Annotated in this window: 43 protein-coding genes; 37 read left to right on the forward strand and 6 right to left on the reverse strand. The window is 48.1% G+C overall.

Features of this window, described 5'->3' with window-relative positions:
* The first annotated feature begins 241 nt into the window (after positions 1-241).
* The 31 genes from bfd to A6301_RS13335 all read left to right on the forward strand — a co-directional run bounded on the left by bfd (position 242) and on the right by A6301_RS13335 (position 15370).
* A complete protein-coding gene (gene bfd / locus A6301_RS13185; RefSeq protein WP_107168841.1) occupies positions 242-436 on the forward strand; it encodes a bacterioferritin-associated ferredoxin in 195 nt (64 codons plus the stop codon).
* A gap of 72 nt (positions 437-508) precedes the next feature.
* Positions 509-982 (forward strand): bacterioferritin, encoded by a 474-nt coding sequence (bfr, locus tag A6301_RS13190; protein ID WP_005970280.1) that lies wholly within the window; start codon positions 509-511, stop codon positions 980-982.
* Positions 983-1290: 308 nt separating this feature from the next.
* Positions 1291-1602 (forward strand): 30S ribosomal protein S10, encoded by a 312-nt coding sequence (rpsJ, locus tag A6301_RS13195; protein WP_001181005.1) that lies wholly within the window; start codon positions 1291-1293, stop codon positions 1600-1602.
* Positions 1603-1634: 32 nt separating this feature from the next.
* The gene (gene rplC, locus A6301_RS13200) at positions 1635-2264 is read left to right on the forward strand and encodes a 50S ribosomal protein L3 (RefSeq protein WP_014701620.1); all 630 of its coding nucleotides are present in this window, start codon (positions 1635-1637) and stop codon (positions 2262-2264) included.
* 10 nt (positions 2265-2274) lie between these two features.
* Positions 2275-2880: a 50S ribosomal protein L4 gene (gene rplD, locus A6301_RS13205; protein WP_039308906.1), complete on the forward strand. Its 606-nt coding sequence runs from the start codon at positions 2275-2277 to the stop codon at positions 2878-2880.
* Positions 2877-3179 carry a 50S ribosomal protein L23 gene (gene rplW, locus A6301_RS13210; RefSeq protein ID WP_005970277.1) on the forward strand — a complete coding sequence of 101 codons (303 nt, stop codon included), beginning with the start codon at positions 2877-2879 and terminating at the stop codon, positions 3177-3179. The genes rplD and rplW overlap by 4 nt, the downstream gene beginning before the upstream one ends.
* A gap of 17 nt (positions 3180-3196) precedes the next feature.
* On the forward strand, positions 3197-4018 hold the full coding sequence (gene rplB, locus A6301_RS13215; RefSeq protein WP_005970276.1) for a 50S ribosomal protein L2: 822 nt from the start codon (positions 3197-3199) through the stop codon (positions 4016-4018).
* A 16-nt stretch (positions 4019-4034) separates the two neighbouring features.
* Positions 4035-4313, forward strand: a complete 279-nt coding sequence (rpsS, locus tag A6301_RS13220; protein ID WP_004929772.1) for a 30S ribosomal protein S19 — start codon at positions 4035-4037, stop codon at positions 4311-4313.
* A 14-nt stretch (positions 4314-4327) separates the two neighbouring features.
* The gene (gene rplV / locus A6301_RS13225) at positions 4328-4660 is read left to right on the forward strand and encodes a 50S ribosomal protein L22 (protein WP_005970275.1); all 333 of its coding nucleotides are present in this window, start codon (positions 4328-4330) and stop codon (positions 4658-4660) included.
* Positions 4661-4677: 17 nt separating this feature from the next.
* Positions 4678-5379, forward strand: coding sequence for a 30S ribosomal protein S3 (rpsC, locus tag A6301_RS13230; protein ID WP_005970274.1), 702 nt, complete (start codon positions 4678-4680; stop codon positions 5377-5379).
* Positions 5380-5391: 12 nt separating this feature from the next.
* On the forward strand, positions 5392-5802 hold the full coding sequence (gene rplP, locus A6301_RS13235; protein ID WP_005970273.1) for a 50S ribosomal protein L16: 411 nt from the start codon (positions 5392-5394) through the stop codon (positions 5800-5802).
* Positions 5802-5993 (forward strand): 50S ribosomal protein L29, encoded by a 192-nt coding sequence (rpmC, locus tag A6301_RS13240; RefSeq protein ID WP_005970272.1) that lies wholly within the window; start codon positions 5802-5804, stop codon positions 5991-5993. The genes rplP and rpmC overlap by 1 nt, the downstream gene beginning before the upstream one ends.
* Complete coding sequence (rpsQ, locus tag A6301_RS13245) at positions 5993-6247, forward strand: 30S ribosomal protein S17 (RefSeq protein ID WP_005970270.1); 255 nt, start codon at positions 5993-5995, stop codon at positions 6245-6247. The genes rpmC and rpsQ overlap by 1 nt, the downstream gene beginning before the upstream one ends.
* 163 nt (positions 6248-6410) lie before the next feature.
* Positions 6411-6782, forward strand: coding sequence for a 50S ribosomal protein L14 (gene rplN, locus A6301_RS13250; protein ID WP_000613954.1), 372 nt, complete (start codon positions 6411-6413; stop codon positions 6780-6782).
* 10 nt (positions 6783-6792) lie between these two features.
* A complete protein-coding gene (gene rplX / locus A6301_RS13255) occupies positions 6793-7107 on the forward strand; it encodes a 50S ribosomal protein L24 (RefSeq protein ID WP_005970267.1) in 315 nt (104 codons plus the stop codon).
* 14 nt (positions 7108-7121) lie between these two features.
* A complete protein-coding gene (rplE, locus tag A6301_RS13260; RefSeq protein WP_005970265.1) occupies positions 7122-7661 on the forward strand; it encodes a 50S ribosomal protein L5 in 540 nt (179 codons plus the stop codon).
* A 13-nt stretch (positions 7662-7674) separates the two neighbouring features.
* Positions 7675-7980 (forward strand): 30S ribosomal protein S14, encoded by a 306-nt coding sequence (gene rpsN / locus A6301_RS13265; protein WP_010286114.1) that lies wholly within the window; start codon positions 7675-7677, stop codon positions 7978-7980.
* 33 nt (positions 7981-8013) lie between these two features.
* On the forward strand, positions 8014-8406 hold the full coding sequence (gene rpsH, locus A6301_RS13270; RefSeq protein ID WP_005970261.1) for a 30S ribosomal protein S8: 393 nt from the start codon (positions 8014-8016) through the stop codon (positions 8404-8406).
* A 12-nt stretch (positions 8407-8418) separates the two neighbouring features.
* On the forward strand, positions 8419-8952 hold the full coding sequence (rplF, locus tag A6301_RS13275) for a 50S ribosomal protein L6 (protein WP_005970259.1): 534 nt from the start codon (positions 8419-8421) through the stop codon (positions 8950-8952).
* 9 nt (positions 8953-8961) lie between these two features.
* Positions 8962-9315: a 50S ribosomal protein L18 gene (gene rplR / locus A6301_RS13280; protein ID WP_039308896.1), complete on the forward strand. Its 354-nt coding sequence runs from the start codon at positions 8962-8964 to the stop codon at positions 9313-9315.
* Between the two features lie 14 nt (positions 9316-9329).
* Positions 9330-9830, forward strand: coding sequence for a 30S ribosomal protein S5 (gene rpsE / locus A6301_RS13285; RefSeq protein ID WP_005970257.1), 501 nt, complete (start codon positions 9330-9332; stop codon positions 9828-9830).
* A 6-nt stretch (positions 9831-9836) separates the two neighbouring features.
* The gene (rpmD, locus tag A6301_RS13290) at positions 9837-10016 is read left to right on the forward strand and encodes a 50S ribosomal protein L30 (protein WP_004846568.1); all 180 of its coding nucleotides are present in this window, start codon (positions 9837-9839) and stop codon (positions 10014-10016) included.
* A gap of 3 nt (positions 10017-10019) precedes the next feature.
* Complete coding sequence (rplO, locus tag A6301_RS13295) at positions 10020-10454, forward strand: 50S ribosomal protein L15 (protein ID WP_015841922.1); 435 nt, start codon at positions 10020-10022, stop codon at positions 10452-10454.
* Between the two features lie 7 nt (positions 10455-10461).
* Positions 10462-11793 (forward strand): preprotein translocase subunit SecY, encoded by a 1332-nt coding sequence (secY, locus tag A6301_RS13300; protein ID WP_005970255.1) that lies wholly within the window; start codon positions 10462-10464, stop codon positions 11791-11793.
* Positions 11794-11826: 33 nt separating this feature from the next.
* A complete protein-coding gene (gene rpmJ, locus A6301_RS13305; RefSeq protein WP_002227352.1) occupies positions 11827-11943 on the forward strand; it encodes a 50S ribosomal protein L36 in 117 nt (38 codons plus the stop codon).
* Between the two features lie 146 nt (positions 11944-12089).
* Positions 12090-12446, forward strand: coding sequence for a 30S ribosomal protein S13 (gene rpsM, locus A6301_RS13310; RefSeq protein ID WP_005970252.1), 357 nt, complete (start codon positions 12090-12092; stop codon positions 12444-12446).
* Between the two features lie 16 nt (positions 12447-12462).
* Positions 12463-12852, forward strand: coding sequence for a 30S ribosomal protein S11 (gene rpsK / locus A6301_RS13315; RefSeq protein ID WP_002919257.1), 390 nt, complete (start codon positions 12463-12465; stop codon positions 12850-12852).
* A gap of 30 nt (positions 12853-12882) precedes the next feature.
* Entirely contained in the window at positions 12883-13503 is a 621-nt protein-coding gene (rpsD, locus tag A6301_RS13320) for a 30S ribosomal protein S4 (RefSeq protein WP_010286047.1), read from the forward strand.
* Positions 13504-13528: 25 nt separating this feature from the next.
* On the forward strand, positions 13529-14518 hold the full coding sequence (gene rpoA, locus A6301_RS13325) for a DNA-directed RNA polymerase subunit alpha (protein WP_005970247.1): 990 nt from the start codon (positions 13529-13531) through the stop codon (positions 14516-14518).
* A gap of 40 nt (positions 14519-14558) precedes the next feature.
* A complete protein-coding gene (gene rplQ / locus A6301_RS13330; protein ID WP_005970246.1) occupies positions 14559-14951 on the forward strand; it encodes a 50S ribosomal protein L17 in 393 nt (130 codons plus the stop codon).
* Positions 14952-15157: 206 nt separating this feature from the next.
* The gene (locus tag A6301_RS13335; protein ID WP_107168839.1) at positions 15158-15370 is read left to right on the forward strand and encodes an alternative ribosome-rescue factor A; all 213 of its coding nucleotides are present in this window, start codon (positions 15158-15160) and stop codon (positions 15368-15370) included.
* A 32-nt stretch (positions 15371-15402) separates the two neighbouring features.
* On the opposite strand, the gene mscL is transcribed toward A6301_RS13335, so the two are convergent.
* From mscL to def, 5 genes are all read right to left on the reverse strand, one after another.
* A complete protein-coding gene (gene mscL / locus A6301_RS13340; protein ID WP_215484006.1) occupies positions 15403-15816 on the reverse strand; it encodes a large-conductance mechanosensitive channel protein MscL in 414 nt (137 codons plus the stop codon).
* Positions 15817-15906: 90 nt separating this feature from the next.
* Positions 15907-17283 (reverse strand): Trk system potassium transporter TrkA, encoded by a 1377-nt coding sequence (gene trkA / locus A6301_RS13345; protein WP_107168837.1) that lies wholly within the window; start codon positions 17281-17283, stop codon positions 15907-15909.
* A gap of 56 nt (positions 17284-17339) precedes the next feature.
* Positions 17340-18629, reverse strand: coding sequence for a 16S rRNA (cytosine(967)-C(5))-methyltransferase RsmB (gene rsmB, locus A6301_RS13350; protein ID WP_107168836.1), 1290 nt, complete (start codon positions 18627-18629; stop codon positions 17340-17342).
* Positions 18630-18696: 67 nt separating this feature from the next.
* Positions 18697-19644 (reverse strand): methionyl-tRNA formyltransferase, encoded by a 948-nt coding sequence (gene fmt / locus A6301_RS13355; RefSeq protein WP_234257982.1) that lies wholly within the window; start codon positions 19642-19644, stop codon positions 18697-18699.
* Between the two features lie 23 nt (positions 19645-19667).
* Positions 19668-20180 (reverse strand): peptide deformylase, encoded by a 513-nt coding sequence (def, locus tag A6301_RS13360; protein WP_107168834.1) that lies wholly within the window; start codon positions 20178-20180, stop codon positions 19668-19670.
* Positions 20181-20308: 128 nt separating this feature from the next.
* On the opposite strand from def, the gene dprA reads away from it, so the two are divergent.
* The 6 genes from dprA to A6301_RS13390 are packed head-to-tail and all read left to right on the forward strand — an operon-like array spanning position 20309 to position 24116.
* Positions 20309-21430: a DNA-protecting protein DprA gene (gene dprA / locus A6301_RS13365; protein ID WP_107168833.1), complete on the forward strand. Its 1122-nt coding sequence runs from the start codon at positions 20309-20311 to the stop codon at positions 21428-21430.
* Positions 21402-21875, forward strand: coding sequence for a DUF494 family protein (locus A6301_RS13370; RefSeq protein ID WP_107168832.1), 474 nt, complete (start codon positions 21402-21404; stop codon positions 21873-21875). Before dprA ends, A6301_RS13370 begins: the two co-directional genes overlap by 29 nt.
* Positions 21876-21895: 20 nt before the next feature.
* The gene (locus A6301_RS13375; protein ID WP_107168831.1) at positions 21896-22453 is read left to right on the forward strand and encodes a type I DNA topoisomerase; all 558 of its coding nucleotides are present in this window, start codon (positions 21896-21898) and stop codon (positions 22451-22453) included.
* On the forward strand, positions 22446-23015 hold the full coding sequence (gene tsaC, locus A6301_RS13380; protein ID WP_107168830.1) for an L-threonylcarbamoyladenylate synthase type 1 TsaC: 570 nt from the start codon (positions 22446-22448) through the stop codon (positions 23013-23015). The genes A6301_RS13375 and tsaC overlap by 8 nt, the downstream gene beginning before the upstream one ends.
* Positions 23016-23034: 19 nt before the next feature.
* The gene (gene aroE / locus A6301_RS13385; protein WP_234257983.1) at positions 23035-23862 is read left to right on the forward strand and encodes a shikimate dehydrogenase; all 828 of its coding nucleotides are present in this window, start codon (positions 23035-23037) and stop codon (positions 23860-23862) included.
* The gene (locus A6301_RS13390) at positions 23859-24116 is read left to right on the forward strand and encodes a DUF1488 domain-containing protein (protein WP_234257984.1); all 258 of its coding nucleotides are present in this window, start codon (positions 23859-23861) and stop codon (positions 24114-24116) included. Before aroE ends, A6301_RS13390 begins: the two co-directional genes overlap by 4 nt.
* Here the strand turns inward: A6301_RS13390 and A6301_RS13395 are convergent.
* Entirely contained in the window at positions 24101-24649 is a 549-nt protein-coding gene (locus A6301_RS13395; RefSeq protein WP_107168827.1) for a gamma carbonic anhydrase family protein, read from the reverse strand. The two genes, A6301_RS13390 and A6301_RS13395, sit on opposite strands and share 16 nt — an antisense overlap.
* Positions 24650-24855 lie beyond the last annotated feature (206 nt).

Consider the following 24855-nt stretch of genomic DNA (forward strand, 5'->3'; position numbering starts at 1 on the left):
TGTAGGCGCGGGCGTTGTTGCTAAAGTTATCGCTTAATCGCTGATAAACTCAATGCATGAAAAAGGCACTTCGGTGCCTTTTTTTACGTCTAAATGATTAAATCGAAATTGAAATAAAAATAATTCTTATTTACAATGCTGAAGTTGGTTAAAAAATCGCTAGGAGCGGTTTCAAATGCCGTCTGTAGTGTCCTTAAAGGTAGCGTAAAAGACACTCGCGATAACGATGAGTCATTCTGGTATGTATGTTTGTTTGTGCAACGCAATTTCTGACAAAGTTATTCGTAATGCTGTTCGCCAGCACCAGCCTCAATCTATGCAACAATTACGTAAGCTCGTTCCTATCGGGACGGATTGCGGTAAATGTGTTCGTCAGGCGCGTGTTATTTTTGAGGAAGAACAAGCTAAAATTCCTGACATGTATGAAGTAGCATAAAATGTAGGGTCGTTTTTTTGACTCTCTGCTGACCAGTTCTACACTTTAAGAACTGGAGCGGAGGAGCATGTCATGAAAGGCGATAAAAAAGTTATCACACACCTGAATAAGTTATTGGGCAACGAGCTGGTAGCCATTAACCAATATTTTCTTCATGCCCGCATGTTTAAAAACTGGGGCTTAACCCGTCTAAACGATCACGAATATCATGAGTCTATTGACGAAATGAAGCACGCTGATCGCTACATCGAACGAATCCTGTTTCTTGAAGGCATCCCGAATCTGCAGGATTTGGGCAAATTAAATATTGGCGAGGATGTCGAAGAGATCTTACGTTCAGACCTTCAACTTGAACTGGATGGCGCAAAGAATTTGCGTGAGGCAATTTCCTATGCTGACTCTGTACATGACTATGTCAGCAGGGATTTAATGATAGAAATTCTTGCCGATGAAGAAGGGCACATCGACTGGCTGGAAACTGAATTAGATTTGATTTCACGTCTTGGTATACAAAATTATCTTCAAGCTCAGCTAAAAGCTGAGTAGCAGGATAGGTATACGCTATTATGTGCTTTATGCCCACTCCGGCCGGATTAGCTCACATTGTTCCGGCCGCGTTTAAAATCATTTCATCCTGCTTGTTGCTTCCCCAGCCAATTTGCGTATAATGCGCGAGCTTACTGAAACAAGGTAAGCCTGATTCAATCCGAATCAGAGGGTGAATATTCATTTATTGCACCTAAAACAATACTCCCGATATGGGGGTTATGTGCTGACGATTACACTCCCCCATCAATCGAAATGGGTGTGAGGAGTAATCATTTACGTTTATAAATAATTGGAGCTCTGGTCTCATGCAGAACCAAAGAATCCGTATCCGCCTGAAAGCGTTTGATCATCGTCTGATTGATCAATCAACTGCGGAAATCGTCGAGACTGCTAAGCGCACTGGTGCGCAAGTACGTGGTCCGATCCCGCTGCCGACCCGCAAAGAGCGCTTTACCGTTCTGATTTCTCCGCACGTCAATAAAGATGCGCGCGATCAGTACGAAATTCGCACTCACAAGCGTCTGGTTGACATCGTTGAGCCAACCGAGAAAACCGTTGATGCTCTGATGCGTCTGGATCTGGCTGCTGGTGTAGACGTGCAGATCAGCCTGGGTTAATCAGGTCATTGAGCGATTGAGAGGTTGAAACAATGATTGGTTTAGTCGGTAAAAAAGTGGGCATGACCCGTATCTTCACTGAAGATGGCGTATCTATCCCCGTAACTGTTATCGAAATTGAAGCAAACCGCGTAACTCAGGTTAAAGACCTGGCTAACGACGGTTACCGCGCTGTGCAAGTAACTACTGGTGCTAAAAAAGCAAACCGTGTTACCAAGCCAGAAGCAGGTCACTTTGCTAAAGCTGGTGTAGAAGCTGGCCGTACCCTGCGTGAATTCCGTCTGTCTGAAGGCGAAGAGTTCACTATTGGTCAGAGCATCAGTGTTGAAATTTTCGCTGACGTTAAAAAAGTAGACGTTACTGGTACATCTAAAGGTAAAGGTTTTGCTGGCACAGTTAAGCGCTGGAATTTCCGTACTCAGGATGCTACCCACGGTAACTCCTTGTCTCACCGCGTTCCGGGTTCTATCGGTCAGAACCAGACTCCGGGCAAAGTGTTCAAAGGCAAGAAAATGGCAGGCCAGCTGGGTAACGAACGTGTAACCGTTCAGAGCCTGGACGTAGTGCGTGTTGACGCTGAGCGCAACCTGCTGCTGGTTAAAGGTGCTGTTCCGGGAGCTACCGGTAGCGACCTGATCGTTAAACCAGCTGTGAAGGCGTGAGGAGATAGCAATGGAATTAGTATTGAAAGACGCGCAAAGCGCGCTGACTGTTTCCGAAACTACCTTCGGTCGTGATTTCAACGAAGCGCTGGTACATCAGGTTGTTGTTGCTTATGCAGCAGGTGCCCGTCAAGGTACTCGCGCCCAGAAGACCCGTGCTGAAGTAACTGGTTCCGGTAAAAAACCTTGGCGTCAGAAAGGTACTGGCCGTGCGCGTTCAGGTTCTGTTAAGAGCCCGATCTGGCGTTCCGGTGGTGTGACCTTCGCTGCTAAGCCTCAGGACCACAGTCAGAAAGTTAACAAAAAGATGTACCGCGGCGCGCTGAAAAGCATTCTGTCCGAACTGGTACGTCAAGATCGTCTGATCGTTGTCGAGACGTTTTCTGTTGAAGCACCTAAAACTAAGTTGCTGGCTCAGAAACTGAAAGAAATGGCACTGGAAGACGTGTTGATCATCACCGGTGAACTGGATGAAAATCTGTTCCTGGCAGCGCGTAACCTGTACAAGGTTGATGTGCGTGATGCAGCAGCAATCGACCCAGTTAGCCTGATCGCCTTCGACAAAGTCGTTATGACTGCTGATGCAGTTAAGCAAGTTGAGGAGATGCTGGCATGATCCGTGAAGAACGTCTGCTGAAAGTACTGCGCGCGCCGCACGTATCTGAAAAAGCATCTACCGCGATGGAAAAAACTAACACCATCGTTCTCAAAGTTGCCAAAGACGCGACTAAAGCAGAGATCGTTGCTGCTGTAGAGAAACTGTTCGAAGTAGAAGTTAAAGACGTAAACACCCTGGTAGTTAAGGGTAAAGTTAAGCGTCACGGACAGCGTATTGGTCGTCGCAGCGACTGGAAAAAAGCTTACGTCACCCTGAAAGAAGGCCAGAATCTGGACTTCATCGGCGGCGCTGAGTAAGTCGGAGGAGAAAGACAATGGCAGTTGTTAAATGTAAACCGACATCTCCGGGTCGTCGCCACGTTGTTAAAGTGGTTAACCCTGAGCTGCACAAGGGCAAACCTTATGCCCCGTTGCTGGAAAAGAACAGCAAATCCGGTGGCCGTAACAACAATGGCCGCATCACTACCCGTCACATCGGTGGTGGTCACAAACAGGCTTACCGTATTGTTGACTTTAAACGCAACAAAGATGGTATTCCTGCGGTTGTTGAGCGTCTGGAGTATGATCCGAACCGTTCCGCGAATATCGCGCTGGTTCTGTATAAAGACGGCGAGCGTCGTTACATTCTGGCGCCGAAAGGCCTGAAAGCCGGCGACCAGATTCAATCTGGCGTTGATGCTGCGATTAAAGCAGGTAACACCCTGCCAATGCGTAACATCCCAGTCGGTTCAACGGTTCACAACGTAGAAATGAAACCAGGTAAAGGCGGCCAGTTGGCTCGTTCTGCTGGTACTTACGTTCAGATCGTTGCTCGTGATGGTTCTTACGTTACCCTGCGTCTGCGTTCTGGCGAAATGCGTAAAGTCGAATCCGACTGCCGCGCTACGCTAGGCGAAGTTGGCAACGCTGAGCACATGCTGCGCGTTCTGGGTAAAGCTGGTGCTGCACGCTGGCGTGGTGTTCGTCCTACCGTTCGCGGTACGGCAATGAACCCAGTCGACCACCCACACGGTGGTGGTGAAGGTCGTAACTTTGGTAAGCACCCGGTGAGTCCGTGGGGCCTTCAGACCAAAGGTAAAAAGACCCGCAGCAACAAGCGTACTGATAAATTTATCGTACGTCGCCGTACTAAATAATCTTAGAGGATAAACCATGCCACGTTCTCTCAAGAAAGGTCCATTTATTGACCTGCACTTGCTGAAGAAGGTAGAGAAAGCGGTGGAAAGCGGAGACAAGAAGCCTTTGCGCACTTGGTCCCGTCGTTCAACGATCTTTCCAAATATGATCGGTTTGACCATCGCTGTCCATAATGGTCGTCAGCACGTTCCGGTGTTTGTTTCCGATGAAATGGTCGGTCACAAGCTGGGTGAATTCGCGCCGACTCGTACTTATCGCGGCCATGCGGCCGACAAAAAGGCCAAGAAGCGCTAAGGTAGGAGGAAGAGATGGAAACTATCGCTAAACATTGCCACGCTCGTTCTTCTGCTCAAAAGGTTCGCCTGGTGGCAGACCTGATTCGCGGTAAGAAAGTGTCGCAAGCTCTGGAAGTTCTGACCTACACCAACAAGAAAGCTGCTGGTCTGGTTAAAAAAGTGCTGGAGTCTGCTATTGCTAACGCAGAACACAACGATGGCGCTGACATTGATGATCTGAAAGTCGCGAAAATTTTCGTTGACGAAGGCCCAAGCATGAAGCGCATTATGCCGCGTGCTAAAGGCCGTGCGGATCGCATCCTGAAGCGTACCAGCCACATTACTGTGGTTGTGTCCGATCGCTGAGACTCTGGAGACTAGCAATGGGTCAGAAAGTACATCCTAATGGTATTCGCCTGGGTATTGTCAAACCTTGGAACTCTACCTGGTATGCGAATACCAAAGAATTCGCTGACAACCTGGACAGCGATTTTAAAGTTCGTAAATACCTGACGAAGGAACTGGAGAAGGCTTCCGTTTCTCGTATCGTTATCGAACGTCCTGCAAAAAGCATCCGTGTGACTATTCACACTGCTCGCCCAGGCATCGTTATCGGTAAAAAAGGTGAAGATGTTGAAAAACTGCGCAAAGTCGTAGCGGATATCGCTGGCGTACCTGCACAGATCAATATCGCAGAAGTTCGTAAACCTGAACTGGACGCAAAACTGGTTGCTGACAGCATCACTTCTCAGCTGGAACGTCGTGTGATGTTCCGTCGTGCTATGAAGCGTGCGGTACAGAACGCCATGCGTCTGGGCGCTAAAGGTATTAAAGTTGAAGTAAGTGGCCGTCTTGGCGGCGCTGAAATCGCGCGTACCGAATGGTACCGTGAGGGTCGTGTTCCGTTGCATACACTGCGTGCGGATATCGATTACAACACTTCCGAAGCGCACACCACTTATGGTGTTATCGGTGTGAAAGTGTGGATCTTCAAAGGTGAGATCCTGGGTGGTATGGCTGCCGTTGAACAACCGGAAAAACCGGCTGCTCAACCTAAAAAGCAGCAGCGTAAAGGCCGCAAGTAAGGAGAGTCGCTGATGTTACAACCAAAGCGTACAAAATTCCGTAAGGTGCACAAGGGCCGCAACCGTGGTCTGGCGCAGGGTACGGATGTTAGCTTCGGCACTTTCGGTCTGAAAGCTGTTGGCCGCGGTCGCCTGACTGCTCGTCAAATCGAAGCTGCACGTCGTGCCATGACTCGTGCTGTTAAGCGTCAAGGTAAGATCTGGATCCGTGTATTCCCGGACAAACCGATCACCGAAAAACCGCTTGAAGTTCGTATGGGTAAAGGTAAAGGTAACGTGGAATATTGGGTTGCCTTGATTCAGCCAGGTAAAGTCCTGTACGAAATGGACGGTGTGCCGGAAGAGTTAGCCCGTGAGGCATTCCAACTGGCAGCAGCGAAACTGCCTATCAAAACCACCTTTGTAACTAAGACGGTGATGTAATGAAAGCAAATGAGCTGCGTGAAAAGAGCGTTGAAGAGCTGAACACTGAGCTGCTCGGCCTGCTGCGCGAGCAATTTAACCTGCGTATGCAGGCTGCCAGTGGTCAGTTGCAACAGACTCACCTGGTAAAACAAGTGCGTCACAATATTGCACGTGTTAAGACTTTACTGACTGAGAAGGCGGGTGCGTAATGACCGATAAAATCCGTACTTTGCAAGGTCGTGTTGTAAGCGACAAAATGGAGAAATCCATTGTTGTTGCTATCGAACGTTTCGTGAAACACCCGCTTTACGGTAAATTCATTAAGCGTACGACTAAGCTGCACGTACATGACGAGAACAATGAATGTGGTATCGGTGACGTGGTTGAAATCCACGAATGCCGTCCACTGTCCAAAACTAAGTCTTGGACACTTGTTCGCGTTGTAGAGAAAGCGATTCTGTAATAAAGTAGCGCTCTTCTCTTATGATAAACGGCTCTGCAAAGGGCCGTTTATTTTTTCTACCCATACCAAGGAAGCGGTGTTATAATGCTGCGCCCTCAATTATGGGGTATTTAATGGCCCGAAAGGGTCCTAAAGTAGTAGTTGACATTAGCGGAGCACTAAAATGATCCAAGAACAGACTATGCTGAACGTGGCCGATAATTCCGGTGCACGTCGCGTAATGTGTATCAAGGTTCTAGGTGGCTCGCACCGTCGCTACGCAGGCGTCGGCGATATCATCAAAATTACCATCAAGGAAGCAATTCCTCGCGGTAAGGTGAAAAAAGGCGATGTTCTGAAGGCGGTAGTGGTGCGCACCAAGAAGGGTGTTCGTCGCCCGGACGGTTCTGTCATTCGCTTCGATGGAAATGCTTGCGTTATTTTAAACAATAACAGCGAACAGCCTATCGGTACGCGTATTTTTGGGCCGGTAACTCGTGAACTGCGTAATGAGAAGTTCATGAAAATTATCTCTCTGGCACCAGAAGTACTTTAAGGAGCGAATCATGGCAGCGAAAATCCGTCGTGATGACGAAGTTATCGTGCTAACCGGCAAAGATAAAGGTAAGCGCGGTAAAGTAAAAAATGTCCTGTCTGCTAGTAAGGTCATTGTTGAAGGTATTAACCTGGTTAAAAAACATCAGAAGCCGGTTCCGGCCCTGAACCAACCAGGTGGCATCGTTGAAAAAGAAGCTGCAATTCAAGTTTCTAACCTTGCAATCTTCAATGCGGCAACTGGTAAGGCTGACCGTGTAGGCTTTAGATTTGAAGACGGAAAAAAAGTCCGTTTCTTTAAATCTAATAGCGAAACTATCAAGTAATTTGGAGTAGTACGATGGCGAAACTGCATGATTACTACAAAGACGAAGTAGTTAAAAAACTCATGACTGAGTTTAACTACAATTCTGTCATGCAAGTCCCTCGGGTCGAGAAGATCACCCTGAATATGGGTGTTGGTGAAGCGATCGCTGACAAGAAACTGCTGGATAACGCAGCAGCTGATCTGGCAGCAATCTCCGGTCAAAAACCGTTGATCACCAAAGCACGCAAATCTGTTGCAGGCTTCAAAATCCGTCAGGGCTATCCGATCGGCTGTAAAGTAACTCTGCGTGGCGAACGCATGTGGGAGTTCCTTGAGCGACTGATTTCCATTGCTGTACCGCGTATCCGTGACTTCCGTGGCTTGTCTGCCAAGTCATTCGATGGTCGTGGTAACTACAGCATGGGTGTGCGTGAGCAGATCATCTTCCCGGAAATCGACTACGATAAAGTCGATCGCGTTCGTGGTTTGGACATTACCATTACCACCACTGCGAAATCCGATGATGAAGGCCGTGCGCTGTTGGCCGCCTTTAACTTCCCATTCCGCAAGTAAGGTAGGGTTACTAATGGCTAAGCAATCCATGAAAGCACGCGAAGTTGTTCGTGTGAAACTGGCTGAAAAATACCGCGCTAAACGCGAGGAATTGAAAGCTATCATCTCTGGTGTGAACTCATCCGACGAAGATCGTTGGGATGCAGTTCTTAAGCTGCAGACTCTGCCGCGTGATTCCAGCCCGTCTCGTCAGCGTAATCGCTGCCGCCAAACTGGTCGTCCGCACGCTTTCCTGCGGAAGTTCGGGTTGAGCCGTATCAAGGTCCGTGAAGCCGCTATGCGCGGTGAAATTCCGGGTCTGAAAAAGGCTAGCTGGTAATTGTCACCAATTGAATCACGGGAGTAAAGACAGATGAGCATGCAAGATCCGATCGCGGATATGCTGACCCGTATCCGTAACGGTCAAGCCGCGAACAAAGTTGCGGTCACCATGCCTTCCTCCAAGCTGAAAGTGGCAATTGCCAACGTGCTGAAGGAAGAAGGTTACATTGAAGATTTCAAAATCGAAGGCGACACCAAGCCAGTTCTGGAATTAGAACTTAAATATTTCCAGGGCAAGGCAGTGGTAGAAAGCATTCAGCGAGTAAGCCGTCCAGGTCTGCGCATCTATAAAAGAAAAGATGAGCTGCCAAAAGTTATGGCCGGTTTGGGTATCGCAGTTGTTTCTACCTCTAAAGGTGTTATGACTGATCGTGCAGCTCGCCAGGCTGGTCTTGGTGGCGAGATTATCTGCTACGTAGCTTAATCGGGAGGAAAAATGTCTCGTGTTGCAAAAGCACCCGTCGTCATTCCTGCCGGCGTAGAGGTAAAACTCAACGGTCAGGATGTTTCGATTAAGGGTAAAAACGGCGAGCTGAGTCGTAAGATCCATGATGCTGTTGAAGTGAAACAAGCTGACAACGCTCTTACTTTCGCTCCGCGCGAAGGTTTTGTTGACGGATGGGCCCAAGCGGGTACCACTCGTGCTCTGTTGAACGCAATGGTTATCGGTGTTACCGAAGGCTTCACTAAGAAGCTGCAACTGGTTGGTGTTGGTTACCGTGCTGCTGTTAAAGGCAATGTGGTTAACCTGTCTCTCGGGTTTTCTCACCCAGTAGAGCATGCACTGCCGGCAGGTATTACTGCAGAATGCCCAAGCCAAACTGAAATCGTACTGAAAGGTGCTGATAAGCAGGTTATTGGTCAGGTTGCTGCGGAATTACGCGCCTACCGTCGTCCTGAGCCTTATAAAGGCAAGGGTGTCCGTTACGCCGACGAAGTCGTGCGTACCAAAGAGGCTAAGAAGAAGTAAGGTAACACTATGGATAAGAAAGCAGCTCGTATCCGTCGTGCGACCCGCGCACGCCGCAAGCTCCAGGAACTGGGTGCGACGCGTCTGGTGGTACATCGTACTCCACGCCATATTTATGCGCAGGTCATTGCACCGAACGGTTCTGAAGTCCTGGTAGCCGCTTCTACTGTAGAAAAAGCTATCGCTGAACAACTGAAGTCTACCGGTAACAAAGACGCGGCAACCGCAATAGGTAAAGCTATTGCAGAACGTGCGTTAGAAAAAGGCATCAAGGATGTCTCTTTCGACCGTTCCGGTTTCCAATATCATGGTCGAGTCCAAGCACTGGCAGATGCTGCCCGTGAAGCTGGCCTTCAGTTCTAAGGTAGAGGTGTAAGATGGCTCACATCGAGAAACAAGCTGGCGAACTGCAGGAAAAGCTGATCGCGGTAAATCGCGTATCTAAAACCGTTAAAGGTGGTCGTATTTTCAGCTTCACCGCACTGACTGTAGTGGGTGATGGCAACGGCCGCGTTGGTTTTGGTTACGGTAAAGCTCGCGAAGTTCCAGCAGCGATCCAGAAAGCGATGGAAAAAGCCCGTCGCAATATGATGAATGTCGCGCTGAACAACGGCACCCTGCAGCACCCAGTTAAAGGTGCTCACACGGGGTCTCGTGTGTTCATGCAGCCAGCTTCCGAAGGTACCGGTATTATTGCCGGTGGTGCAATGCGCGCCGTTTTGGAAGTTGCAGGGGTTCACAACGTATTGGCTAAAGCCTATGGTTCCACTAACCCGATTAACGTGGTTCGTGCAACGATTGATGGTTTAGCCAACATGAAGTCCCCGGAAATGGTCGCTGCCAAGCGTGGTAAATCCGTTGAAGAAATTCTGGGGTAATTGACCGTGGCAAAGACTATTAAAATCACTCAAACCCGTAGTGCAATCGGTCGTCTGCCGAAACATAAGGCGACACTGCTTGGCCTGGGTCTGCGTCGTATTGGTCATACTGTTGAACGTGAGGATACTCCTGCGGTTCGTGGTATGGTCAACGCGGTTTCCTACATGGTTAAAGTAGAGGAGTAACAGATGCGTTTAAATACTCTGTCTCCGGCCGAAGGTGCTAAACACGCACCGAAGCGTTTAGGTCGTGGTATTGGTTCTGGCCTGGGCAAAACTGGCGGTCGTGGTCACAAAGGTCAGAAGTCTCGTTCTGGCGGTGGCGTACGTCGCGGTTTTGAAGGTGGTCAGATGCCTTTATATCGTCGTCTGCCGAAATTCGGTTTTACTTCTCGCAAAGCGATGATCACGTCAGAAGTTCGTTTGTCTGATCTTGCTAAAGTAGAAGGCGACGTAGTTGACCTGAATACGCTGAAAGCCGCTAATGTTATTGGCATTCAGATTGAATTCGCGAAAGTGATTCTGTCTGGTGAAGTTGCTCGTCCGGTAACGATTCGTGGTCTGCGTGTCACTAAAGGTGCTCGTGCTGCTATCGAAGCTGCTGGCGGTAAAATTGAGGAATAAGTAGCAGATGGCTAAGCAACCAGGATTAGATTTTCAGAGTGCTAAAGGCGGAGTTGGTGAACTGAAGCGCAGACTTTTGTTTGTTATCGGTGCGCTAATTGTTTTCCGTATTGGCTCTTTTATCCCGATTCCTGGTATTGATGCCACTGTGCTTGCCAAATTGCTTGAACAGCAGCGAGGCACCATCATTGAAATGTTTAACATGTTCTCTGGTGGTGCACTCAGCCGTGCTTCTATCTTTGCTCTGGGTATTATGCCGTATATTTCGGCATCGATTATTATCCAGTTGCTGACGGTGGTTCATCCTGCCTTGGCTGAAATAAAGAAAGAAGGGGAAGCTGGCCGTCGTAAGATTAGCCAGTATACCCGCTACGGTACCTTGGTATTGGCTATATTCCAATCTATCGGTATTGCTACCGGTTTGCCGAATATGCCTGGAATGCAAGATTTGGTGATAAACCCAGGTTTTGCATTCTACTTTACCGCTGTTGTGAGCCTGGTTACTGGGACGATGTTCCTGATGTGGCTGGGAGAACAGATTACGGAACGTGGTATCGGTAACGGTATCTCGATCATAATCTTTGCTGGTATTGTTGCGGGTCTCCCGCCGGCCATTGGCCATACCATCGAGCAAGCTCGGCAAGGCGACCTGCACTTCCTCCTGTTGCTGTTGGTTGCAGTTTTAGTGTTTGCAGTAACCTTCTTCGTTGTTTTCATTGAGCGTGGTCAACGGCGTATCGTCGTTAATTATGCAAAACGTCAACAAGGTCGTCGGGTTTATGCAGCACAGAGTACGCATTTACCACTGAAAGTGAATATGGCTGGTGTTATTCCAGCGATCTTCGCCTCCAGTATTATTCTGTTCCCTGCCACGATTGCATCTTGGTTTGGGGGCGGTACCGGTTGGAACTGGCTGACAACTATTTCGCTGTATTTGCAGCCCGGACAACCGCTTTATGTGTTACTCTATGCGTCTGCAATCATCTTCTTCTGTTTCTTCTACACTGCGTTGGTTTTCAACCCGCGTGAAACAGCAGATAACCTGAAGAAGTCCGGTGCATTCGTGCCAGGAATTCGTCCGGGAGAGCAAACGGCGAAATATATCGATAAAGTAATGACTCGTCTGACTCTGATTGGTGCGATGTATATTACTTTTATCTGCCTGATCCCGGAGTTTATGCGTGACGCAATGAAAGTACCTTTCTATTTCGGTGGTACATCTTTATTGATCGTTGTTGTCGTCATCATGGACTTTATGGCTCAAGTGCAAACTCTGATGATGTCGAGTCAATATGAGTCTGCATTGAAGAAAGCAAACCTGAAAGGCTATAACCGTTAATTAGGTGAGCTTGAGAAGTTACGGAGAGTAAAAATGAAAGTTCGTGCTTCCGTCAAGAAATTATGTCGTAACTGTAAGATTGTTAAGCGTAACGGTGTCGTTCGTGTGATCTGCAGTGCCGAACCGAAGCATAAACAGCGTCAAGGCTGATTATCTCGCATATTTTTCTTGCAAAGTTGGGTTGAGCTGGCTAGATTAGCCAGCCAATCTTTTGTATGTAGCTGCAACATTATTTGAGTATCCTGAAAACGGGCTTTTCAGAATGGTGTTGCTGTATAAAATTGTAGGAGTGCATAGTGGCCCGTATAGCAGGCATTAACATTCCTGATCATAAACATACCGTTATTGCGTTAACGTCAATTTTCGGTATCGGTAAAACTCGGTCGCAGGCTATTTGCGCTGCTACAGGGATTGCCGAGAATGTTAAGATCAGTGAGCTGTCTGAAGAGCAAATCGATAAGCTGCGTGACGAAGTTGCCAAGTTTGTTGTAGAAGGTGATCTGCGTCGTGAAGTTACCCTGAGCATCAAGCGTCTTATGGACCTTGGTACTTATCGTGGTTTGCGTCATCGTCGTGGTCTGCCGGTTCGCGGTCAGCGTACCAAGACTAACGCCCGTACCCGTAAGGGTCCGCGCAAACCGATCAAGAAATAATCGGGGTGATTGAATAATGGCAAAGGCACCTATTCGTGCACGTAAGCGTGTAAGAAAGCAAGTCTCTGACGGTGTGGCTCATATCCATGCTTCTTTCAACAACACCATCGTAACCATTACTGATCGTCAGGGTAATGCGCTGGGTTGGGCAACTGCCGGTGGTTCCGGCTTCCGTGGTTCTCGTAAATCTACGCCGTTCGCTGCTCAAGTAGCTGCAGAACGTTGCGCAGAGGCCGTGAAAGAATACGGTATTAAGAACCTGGAAGTTATGGTTAAAGGACCTGGTCCGGGCCGTGAGTCTACTATCCGCGCATTGAACGCGGCTGGTTTCCGCATCACTAATATTACTGATGTGACTCCGATCCCTCATAACGGTTGTCGTCCGCCGAAAAAGCGCCGCGTATAACGCCGCTTTTAGGATTGTTGGAGAAAGAAAATGGCAAGATATTTGGGTCCTAAGCTCAAGCTGAGCCGTCGTGAAGGCACCGACCTGTTCCTGAAGTCTGGTGTTCGTGCGATCGATTCCAAGTGTAAAATTGAACAAGCTCCTGGCCAGCACGGTGCGCGTAAACCGCGTCTGTCTGACTATGGTGTGCAGTTGCGTGAAAAGCAAAAAGTTCGCCGTATCTACGGTGTTCTGGAGCGTCAGTTCCGTAACTATTATAAAGAAGCTGCACGTCTGAAAGGCAACACAGGTGCAAACCTGCTGCAACTGCTGGAAGGTCGTCTGGATAACGTTGTTTATCGTATGGGTTTTGGTGCCACTCGTGCTGAAGCACGTCAGATGGTAAGCCACAAAGCTATCATGGTAAACGGTCGCGTTGTTAGCATCGCTTCTTATCAGGTATCCCCGAATGACGTAGTCAGCATCCGTGAGAAAGCGAAAAAGCAATCTCGCGTGAAAGCCGCTCTGGAGCTGGCTGAACAGCGTGAAAAGCCAACTTGGCTGGAAGTTGATGCTGCCAAGATGGAAGGTGTGTTCAAACGTATTCCTGAACGTACCGATCTGTCTGCGGACATTAATGAACACCTGATCGTCGAGCTTTACTCCAAGTAAAGCTTAGTACCAAAGAGAGGACACAATGCAGGGTTCTGTGACAGAGTTTCTAAAACCGCGCCTGGTTGATATCGAGCAAGTGAGTTCGACGCACGCCAAGGTGACCCTTGAGCCATTAGAGCGAGGCTTCGGCCATACTCTTGGCAACGCACTGCGCCGTATTCTGCTTTCATCCATGCCAGGTTGCGCGGTGACCGAGGTTGAGATTGATGGTGTACTGCATGAGTACAGCACCAAAGAAGGCGTACAGGAAGATATCCTGGAAATCCTGCTCAACCTGAAAGGGCTGGCGGTGAGAGTTCAAGGCAAAGATGAAGTTATTCTTACCCTGAATAAATCTGGCATTGGCCCTGTGACTGCAGCCGACATCATCCATGATGGTGATGTCGAAATCGTCAAGCCGCAGCACTTAATTTGCCATCTGACCGATGAAAACGCATCTATTAGTATGCGTATCAAAGTTCAACGTGGCCGTGGTTATGTGCCGGCATCTGCCCGTATTCATACGGAAGAAGATGAGCGCCCGATTGGTCGTCTGTTAGTTGATGCTTGCTACAGCCCTGTAGAGCGTATTGCCTACAATGTTGAAGCAGCTCGCGTAGAACAGCGTACTGACTTGGACAAGCTAGTCATCGAAATGGAAACCAATGGTACGATCGATCCTGAAGAGGCGATCCGCCGTGCGGCCACCATTCTGGCTGAACAACTTGAAGCTTTTGTTGACTTACGTGATGTTCGTCAGCCAGAAGTTAAAGAAGAGAAACCAGAATTCGATCCGATCCTGCTGCGCCCTGTTGACGATCTGGAATTGACTGTCCGCTCTGCTAACTGTCTTAAGGCAGAAGCTATCCACTACATCGGTGATCTGGTACAGCGTACCGAGGTTGAGCTGCTCAAAACGCCTAACCTGGGTAAAAAATCTCTTACTGAGATTAAAGACGTACTGGCTTCCCGTGGTTTGTCTCTAGGCATGCGCCTGGAAAACTGGCCACCTGCAAGTATTGCTGATGAGTAACCAGATCACAGGTTAAGGTTTTACTGAGAAGGATAAGGTCATGCGCCATCGTAAGAGTGGTCGTCAACTGAACCGTAACAGCAGCCATCGCCAGGCTATGTTCCGTAACATGGCTAGTTCTTTGGTTCGTCATGAAATCATCAAGACGACCCTGCCGAAAGCGAAAGAGCTGCGTCGCGTTGTTGAACCGCTGATTACTCTTGCCAAGACCGACAGCGTTGCTAATCGTCGTCTGGCATTCGCCCGTACTCGTGATAACGAGATCGTGGCAAAACTGTTTAATGAACTGGGCCCGCGTTTCGCGAGCCGTGCCGGTGGTTACACTCGTATTCTGAAGTGTGGCTTCCGTGCTGGTGACAATGCGCCGATGGCATACATCGAGCTCGTTGATCGCTCAGTCTCTCAGACAGAAGAAGTAGCTACTGCAGAGTAATCTGTAAGAGCGTAAAAAAACCGGGGAAACCCGGTTTTTTTATATCTGAAATAAATATTCTTTTGCATGGATAGGCATGGCACAAGGCTGCCGATGTCTAAATCAGCTGAAAAACACATACCTCTCTGTTCTCATCCATCCATTTCGACTATATACTCTGCACGTTTCTTTATGTTCATACCAAACCGACTTTCTTAGGAGTGATGATGACTACATACCGTCATAAGCGTGGGAAAATTCAGGATAACGCCATTGAGGCGTTGCTGCATGATCCGCTGTTTCGCCAACGAATTGAAGTTAATGAAAAAGGGAAAGGAAGTTATCGTAGGAAAGATAAGCATGTGAAGAAAGGTAGTTGGGAGGCCAGTGGTAAGCAATCAAATGATTATTTACCTCTGGCCTTTCTACTTTCTGCGTAATAACGAAGTAGAGATTGGACAAAATTCGATTTTTATTGTTTGGGTTGCTGTTCTTTAAGCAAATCGCGGATTTCAGCTAGTAACTTCTCTTCTGCACTCGGTTTCGGTGGGGCGGCAGGCGTATCTTCCTGTTTACGGCGCATTTTATTCATAAGCTTTATAGCTATAAAGATTGCAAAAGCGACGATGACAAAGTCGAAAATATTCTGGATGAAAGCGCCGTAGTTCATGACAACGGCAGGAATTTCGCCCTGGGCATCACGAAGAACGAGACTGAATTGTTTAAAATCAACACCACCAATCAAAAGCCCTAGCGGTGGCATAATAATATCCGATACCAGAGAAGAGACAATTTTACCGAAAGCGGCACCAATAATGACACCTACCGCCAAATCGACAACGTTGCCACGCATGGCAAACTCTCTGAATTCTTTGATGATACTCATATCTGTTCTCCTTGCCAAAAATATAAATTAATTCTAACCAATAGCCACATCTTTGCCAGATTATCGGTTAGTAATAAATTTGTTCCCGCATTACAAAAAGAAAGGGCTTGGTTGAAATAGGCGTTCAACATCAGGCACAAATTTCTTGTCAGCCAAGAACATGATGACATGATCACCTTGCTCAATTTTGCTATTTGCATTGGCAATGATGACGTGATCACCGCGAACAATTGCACCGATAGTAGTACCTGGTGGAAGCTTAATGTCTTCGATCATTCTGCCGACAACTTTCGATGTTCCCTCGTCACCATGGGCGATGGCTTCAATTGCTTCGGCGACTCCTCGGCGTAAAGAAGACACGCTAACAATATCTGCCTTACGGACGTGGCTGAGTAGTGCGGAGATTGTCGCCTGCTGTGGGGAAATCGCGACGTCAATGACGCTACCCTGAACCAGATCGACATAAGCTCGACGCTGGATGAGCACCATTACTTTTTTTGCGCCCATCCGTTTAGCCAGCATAGCTGACATAATATTTGCTTCGTCATCATTGGTAATAGCGATGAATACATCTATCTGCTCAATGTGTTCTTCGGCGAGTAACTCTTGATCTGAGGCATCGCCATGAAACACAACTGTATTTTGCAGAATTTCCGCTAGCTCTATCGCCCGCTCTGCATTTCGTTCTATCAACTTAATGCTGTAGTCTTTTTCTAGCCGCTGTGCTAATCCTGCGCCGACGTTACCTCCACCAACGATCATGATCCTTTTATACGGTTTTTCAAGACGCTGTAACTCACTCATTACTGCACGAATGTGTTGAGAAGCTGCGACAAAAAATACTTCATCTCCAGCTTCGATGATGGTGGAACCTTGAGGGCGAATCGGACGATCATGGCGAAAGATTGCCGCAACGCGGGTCTCCACATGAGGAATATGCTCGCGGAGAGAAGTTAGGGCATTGCCGACCAGTGGGCCACCATAGTAAGCGTTGACGGCCGCAAGGCTTACTTTACCTTCAGCGAAGTTGACGACCTGGAGTGCTCCAGGATATTCGATCAGTTTATAAATGTTATCGATCACTAGCTGCTCTGGAGAGATCAAATGATCAATCGGGACGGCTTCTGGTAAAAACAGCAGCTCTGATTCACGAATGTATTCGGCAGCACGAATACGCGCAATACGGTTTGGTGTTTTGAAAAGAGAGTAGGCAATCTGGCATGCTACCATATTCGTTTCATCTGAATTGGTCACGGCGACCAGCATATCTGCATCTTCCGCTCCCGCTTCACGCAGAACACGCGGGTGAGAGGCGTAGCCTGTAACGACGCGCAGATCAAATTTATCCTGAAGCTGGCGCAACCGATTTGCATCAGTGTCAACGACAGTGATGTCATTGTTTTCACCCGCTAGATTTTCCGCCAGTGTTCCGCCGACCTGACCCGCGCCAAGAATGATAATTTTCATAATAAGCCATGCCGTTTATTGATTGCTGCCTGTTGCAGACAATACTGGGTTCAATATCAGTTTTTTACCAGCTTCGCATAAAAGAAGCCATCGCCACCATCAGCATGGGGAAGTATCTGTATGCCCGGTATTTCACTTGTACCTGTACCAGCCAATTTGGCATCAGCATGGCGAGACAGTAAATCCGTAACTTGCTGAGTATTTTCTTGCGGTAGAATGGAACAGGTCGCGTAGACCATCGTGCCGCCTGGTTTTAGATGGGGCCAGATGGCATCAATAATTTCTTTTTGCAGTGCAACCAATTCCTCTATATCTCTGTCTCGGCGTAACCATTTGATATCCGGATGACGACGAATCACGCCAGTAGCGGAGCACGGGGCATCCAACAGAATGCGATCAAACATACGCCCTTCACACCATGAATCGGGGTAGCGACCATCACCCTGTTTCACTTCTGCATGCATTTGTAATCGGAGTAAATTTTCTTTTACTCGACCTAAACGTGTTTCATCAATATCGACAGCGAGCACATGAGATTTTGGTGCAGCTTCTAAAATGTGCGTCGTTTTTCCACCGGGCGCAGCGCAGAGATCGAGGATCTGCTCGCCATTTTGTGGATCGAGCCAATAGACACAGCCTTGAGCCGAAGCATCCTGTATTGTTGCCCACCCTTGTGAAAAGCCCGGTAATAGATCGACGGCACACGGAGAAGCAAGTCGTATTGCATCGGCGTATTCAGGATGAGCAAACGCTTCGATTCCTTCTTGCGCCAACAAGTCTAAGTACGCTTCTCGTGTATGGTGTAATCGATTCACGCGCAGCCACATCGGAGGGCGTTGATTATTCGCATCAACAACGCTTTGCCAGTGATTTGGGTAGGCGTGTTCAATGCGCGCCAGTAGCCAGCTTGGATGCAGATAGTGAGATGAATGCGTTGACTCACGCTGAATGAGTTCTTCTTGCTGACGTTGGAATTGGCGTAATACGCCATTAATCAACCCCTTGAGCTGTGGTCTCTTTAATGCGACTGCACCTTCTACTGTTTCTGCCAGAGCAGCATGGGGGGGGATGCGAGTGTAGTGTAATTGATAGATGCCTACCATGATGAGGTAATGTAGTGTGCGTTGTTTCCCCGTCAGGGGCTTAGCCATCAGTTGTTGAATACACCATTCCAACTGCGGTAAAACACGTAATACGCCGAAGCAAAGCTCTTGTAAAAGTGCACGATCTTTATCGGAGACTTCACGTTGATGAACCGGTAATAGGGCACTGAGTGATTGCCCCTGATCCAGAACTTGTCCCACCACTTTTGCGGCAATACTGCGTAGATTGTATGAGCTTTTCATGTGTTAACGATGACGTATACGTAAAAGAGAGAGGATATACCGGCATGACGCCGGTATGAAAAATAGATTAGTTCAGTATATTACCGGGAATGAACCACTCACGACGTGAGTTCAGCAGATCCTGCGTACTCATCACTTTTTTACCCGCAGGCTGCAACTCTTGGATATTCAAGATACCTGCGGCTGTTGCCACCTGAATACCCTGCTTGTCTGCCTGTATGATTGTGCCAGGCTGTGAGTCATGTGCTTTGGCTATAACCTCAGCTTTCCAGACTTTTATCGGTTGTTCATCTACGCTGAAATAGCTTACTGGCCAAGGATTAAAAGCTCGAATACAGCGCTCGAGTTGCTCGGCGGATAACTGCCAGTTTAAGCGAGCTTCTTCTTTGCTAAGCTTTTCTGCATAGGTTGCAAGGGCGTCATTTTGCGCTTCAGCGACAATGTTGCTGGTTGCAAGTTGTTCCAACGTTTCCAATAAGCCACGTGGCCCCAACTCAGCAAGTTTATCGTACAACGTCGCGCTGGTATCTTGTGGCAGGATGGGGCACGAAATTTTGTGCAGCATTGCGCCAGTATCGAGCCCAACGTCCATTTGCATGATCGTCACGCCGGTTTCACTATCCCCAGCCCATAATGCACGTTGGATAGGCGCAGCACCGCGCCAAAGAGGTAACAGAGAACCGTGTACATTAATGCAACCGAGGCGCGGCATAGATAACACCGGCTGTGGCAGAATTAATCCATAGGCGACAACGACCATAACATCGGCGCCTAACGTCTCAACCATTGCCTGATTTTCTACCGGTCGCAGGGATTTCGGCTGGAAAACGGGGATGCTATGTTGTTCTGCCAGTACTTTTACCGGGCTTGGCGTGAGCTTGTTGCCTCTACCGGACGGGCGGTCAGGCTGAGTGAAAACGCCCACGATCTCGTGCCCTGATGATAAAAGCGCGTCAAGGTGACGCGCTGCAAAGTCAGGGGTTCCGGCAAAGATGATGCGTAAAGAATCAGACACGGTGCTTCCTGTCAGGGTGAAAATTATTGGGCTCGGCTATTCTGTTTAGCCAGCTTTTCCAGTTTTTGACGAATGCGCTGGCGTTTAAGCGGGGAAAGGTAATCGATAAACAATTTCCCAACTAAGTGATCCATTTCATGCTGAATGCAAATGGCAAGTAGCTCGCTTGCTTCAAGTTCGAACACGTTACCTTCACGATCCAATGCTCGCACTTTTACATGCTCTGCACGAGGAACCAGTGCACGTGTTTCAGGGATCGACAAGCAACCCTCTTCGATACCCGTATCACCGCTCTTTTCAATCAGCTCTGGATTGATCAGCACTAACCGTTGGTCTCGTTCTTCAGAGACGTCAATCACAATAATACGCTGGTGAATATCCACTTGTGTTGCGGCTAGTCCAATACCTTCTTCTTCGTACATGGTATCGAACATATCATCCACGATACGTTGAATATCTGCATTGACTTCTTTTACGGGTTGCGCAGTAATGCGCAGCCGCTCGTCTGGGAAATGTAATACCTGCAAAACTGACATATATGTTTAGATCTGTATCTGAATAGTGAAAGAGTCTTAGCGTACATTCTAGACATTTCCGGCCTCGATTGACAGCATCAGCACCGAATTGCACGACTTATCTGAACATAGCAGAATAAGGGACGCTGATGCTATCAACGGAAATTTGGCTACGTATGACGGGCGTACGGCATCTGGGAATCAGGCGTAGTCGAGCTATTGCCAGAAAGCTTATTGATCTAAACGATTTAGATAACAATATGTTGAGCGTATTAGGCCTGTCCCCTGCTCAAATATCTCAGTTCTGGGCTTATGATCCTAATGTGTTGGAGGAGACTCTCAACTGGCTGTCGTCTCCTAATCACCATATTGTGACGTGCGAAGATGTACTGTATCCCTTTCTGTTGAGCAATATTCGTGATTTTCCGCTGTTGCTTTTTGTTTCTGGTTCTCCTGAATTATTGGCATCGCCACAAATATCGATCGTGGGTAGCCGAGGTAATAGCGCTTACGGCGAACGCTGGGGATGTTTTTTTGCACAGGAATTTGCGGCAAATGAACTGACGGTGACCAGTGGGTTAGCGATTGGTATTGACGGTATCGCTCATCGGGCTGCCTTGGATGCAGGGGGGAAAACGATAGCCGTGCTGGGGAGCGGGCTGGAGAATATTTATCCCAAGCGTCACGCCAAGCTTGCTGAACGTATTTGTGACGATGGCGGCACACTGGTTTCTGAATTCCCCCTCGCTATGCCGCCTTTTCCAACCAACTTCCCCAGAAGAAATCGCATCATTAGTGGGTTAGGGCTGGGCGTCCTAGTTATCGAAGCGTCTATCCGTAGTGGGTCGCTGGTCACTGCGCGTTATGCTTTAGAGCAAGGGCGGGACATTTTTGCCTTGCCGGGAGCTATCGGTAACCCCATGACTGAGGGTACACATTGGCTGATCCAGCAAGGGGCCAGCCTAGTTACACATCCGAAGGATATTCTTGAACAGTTGGTGAGTGAATTACAGTGGCTACCGATGGAAAGTGGGCAAACTATTTCTAACGAAGAAGAGAATGGCGAATTGCCATTTGCCGACGTGTTGGCTAACGTAGGAGATGAGGTTACACCTGTTGACGTTGTCGCTGAACGTGCCGGCCAACCTGTGCCAGAAGTAGTCACTAAGCTATTAGAACTGGAGTTAGCAGGATGGATCGCAGCAGTACCCGGCGGCTATGTCCGATTAAGGAGGGCAAGCCATGTTCGACGTACTCATGTACTTGTTTGAGAGCTACATCCACAATGAAACTGAAATGCGTGTCGATCAGGATACGTTAACTGATGACCTCACTCGCGCTGGATTCCATCGTAATGATATCTATAGCGCGTTGAGTTGGCTGGAAAAATTGGCCGATATTCAGGAAGGACAAACTGCGCCGCTTTATTTGGCGAACGATGCTCTGGCTATGCGAATCTATACGCAGGATGAGGAGCTGCGTCTGGATGCGGACTGTCGTGGATTTTTATTGTTCCTTGAGCAAATTCAGGTTCTGAATCTTGAAACGCGCGAGATGATCATCGAACGTGTGATGGCGCTGGAAACGCAGGAATTTGATCTGGAAGATCTGAAGTGGGTTATTCTCATGGTGCTTTTCAATGTTCCCGGTTGTGAGAATGCCTATCAGCAAATGGAAGAATTACTTTTTGAGGTCAATGACGGTTATGTGCAATAGCCAGAGGAATAACGGTTCGAATGGCTAAACCTGAATTGTTTACTGAAAAAAAACAGGAAATATGCCCAGACTGTGGGTCAGTGCTGGTTATCCGTTCTGGTCGGCACGGCCCATTCCTTGGCTGTTCTACGTATCCGGAATGTGGGTTCATTCGCCCGCTTAAAGCGCAGGCTGATGGACATATTGTCAAAGTGTTGGATGGACAGCAATGCCCGCTTTGTCAGTCGACATTGGTGCTACGGCAAGGCCGTTATGGGATGTTCATCGGCTGCGGTAATTATCCTGAGTGCAATCATACCGAGACTATCGATCGCCCTGATGAAACGGCGATTCGATGTCCACAGTGTAATGAAGGCACGCTGCTACAGCGTAAGTCTCGCTACGGTAAGGTGTTTCATTCTTGCGATCGTTATCCCGATTGCCAGTTTGCGTTAAACCATAAACCGATAGCGGGTGAATGCCCCTCTTGCCATTATGCTTTATTGTTTGAGAAGAAGACGGCACAAGGCACCAAGCTATTTTGTGCCAGTAAATTATGCGGAAAACCAATAGCGACAGAAGTTGATAAGAATGAGTGATGTCTCTGATGAACTAATGATTCCTGTTTTGCGGGAATTACATAATGAGCAGGTGATTGCGTACCCGACTGAAGCCGTATTTGGGTTGGGATGTGACCCTGATAGTGAAGTAGCGGTTAACCGCTTGCTGGCGTTAAAACAACGCCCTTGGCAAAAAGGTCTGATCCTGATTGCAGCAGATTTTAGTCAACTAGCGCCTTATATTGATGACAGCGTGTTATCTGACGAGCAGAAGGGCGTGATGTTTTCTACATGGCCAGGTCCAGTTACGTGGGTATTACCTGCAAAACAGACGACGCCGAAGTGGTTAACGGGGCAATTTTCTTCGCTTGCAGTACGCGTTAGTGACCATCCATTAGTCAAGGAGCTGTGCCAGCGTTACGGTAAACCGTTAGTGTCAACCAGTGCCAATTTAAGTGGGCAACTCCCTTGTCGCACTGCTCAGGACGTATTGCAGCAGTTTGGCGACAGTTTTCCTGTGCTGTGTGGGAACGTCGGCGGAAGAATGAATCCATCAGAAATCAGGGATGTACTAACAGGCGAGCTCATTCGTCAGGGCTAACGGTAAGTTGGAGGGGAACGTGTCTGAAGTAACGTCTTTTGCAGTTTTTGGTAATCCGATTGCGCATAGTAAATCGCCTCGCATACATGAGTTATTTGCTGCACAGACGGGGATAACGCTGACATATCAACGTGTGTTAGTGCCTCTGGATCATTTTGAGCCGCAGCTGCGTCAGTATTTTCGCGATGGTGCTGGTGGTGCAAATGTCACTGCGCCCTTTAAAGAGAGGGCTTTTGCCGAAGCTGATGAGCGTAGCGAATCTGCGGCGCGCGCAGGTGCGGTGAATACATTGAAGAGGCTGAGTGACGGACGCCTATTTGGTGATAATACAGATGGCATCGGTTTGCTCAGCGATCTGCAACGGCTGGCGCTGGTGAAGCCGCTGGATCGTGTTTTGCTAGTGGGGGCGGGCGGCGCAGCGCGGGGGGTTATCCAACCCTTACTGGCTTATGGCTGCACAGTTGTGCTGACGAATAGGACATTCTCTAAAGCTGATGCTTTAGCTAAGGCCTTCTGTGATATTGGCGATATTCAAGCGGTTGCTCTCGACGATTTACATGGTCAGTTTTTCGATCTGGTCATTAACGCAACCTCTTCTGGTATGTACGATAGTATTCCTAACTTACCGCCAGAACTCATTTCTCCAAAAACGTGTTGCTATGACATGTTTTACCTGCCGCAACTGACACCCTTTTTGTCATGGTGCGTACAGCATGGCGCTACCCATTATGCCGATGGTTTGGGAATGCTGGTGGGACAAGCGGCACATGCGTTCAAACTTTGGCATGGTGTGATGCCGGAGGTGGAGCCCGTGATTGCTTTACTGAAGCAGGAGCTCGCGAAGTGAACCAAGCGATCCAGTTCCCAGATCGTGAAAGTTGGGATGATAAGATAATGACGATCCGTTTCCCTGTTTTAGTGAATGGCTTTCAGCAGGAATGCCTGATAAGTGCTGAATGTCTTCAGCACCGTTACGGGGGAGATAGCCCTGAACAGTGGCTGGCACTGTTCAAGGAATATAGATGGGATCTTGAAGACGAATTTGAAAAAATGATTGTTGCTGAAGAATGGGATGATGAGGGGTGTTACTCATTATCCTGAGCAAGGTATTCATCTTTCCAACGAACATAGTTATTTGCTGAGTAAACCAGCCCCTCTATTTCTTCTTGTGTCAGTGGCCGAATCTTTTTAACTGGGCTGCCAAGGTATAGATGTCCTTTCTCTAGACGTTTTCCAGGAGGGACCAAGCTACCCGCACCGATCATGACATCATCCTCAATAATGGCACCATCCAGAAGTATTGAACCCATTCCCACCAAAACCCTATTTCCTATTTGGCAACCGTGCAGCATCGCTTTATGGCCTACAGTAACGTCTTCGCCAATAATAAGTGGATTACCTTCTGGTTTTTTCTCTGAGCAGTGGGTGATATGAAGCACTGCTCCGTCCTGAATATTACTCCTTGCACCAATCGTGATGTAGTTAACATCACCGCGTATGGCGACAAGGGGCCAAATACCGACGTCATCGCCTAGTGTTACCTTGCCAATCACCACGCTAGAATGATCGACCATGACTCTTTCACCTAAAATAGGAGAAATACCGTTATAACGACGGAATGTTTTTGCACTCATCGATAACCTCGCAGTTATTTAGTTGCCACACGCTGATTATTCGCATTAACAGACAAAATATCGACAGATATGCCGCGGCGGCAACTGAAAAATAACGCAGATCGCGTAAGATCTCATCGAAAGGGTCGAAAAACGCGCGAACAGAAAAAAAGATCAAGAAAGTTGTTGTGCAACGAAAACAGATCCCTATAATGCGCCTCCATCGA

This window comes from Pectobacterium sp. IFB5596 (assembly GCF_021432585.1).
Lineage (GTDB): Bacteria > Pseudomonadota > Gammaproteobacteria > Enterobacterales > Enterobacteriaceae > Pectobacterium > Pectobacterium punjabense.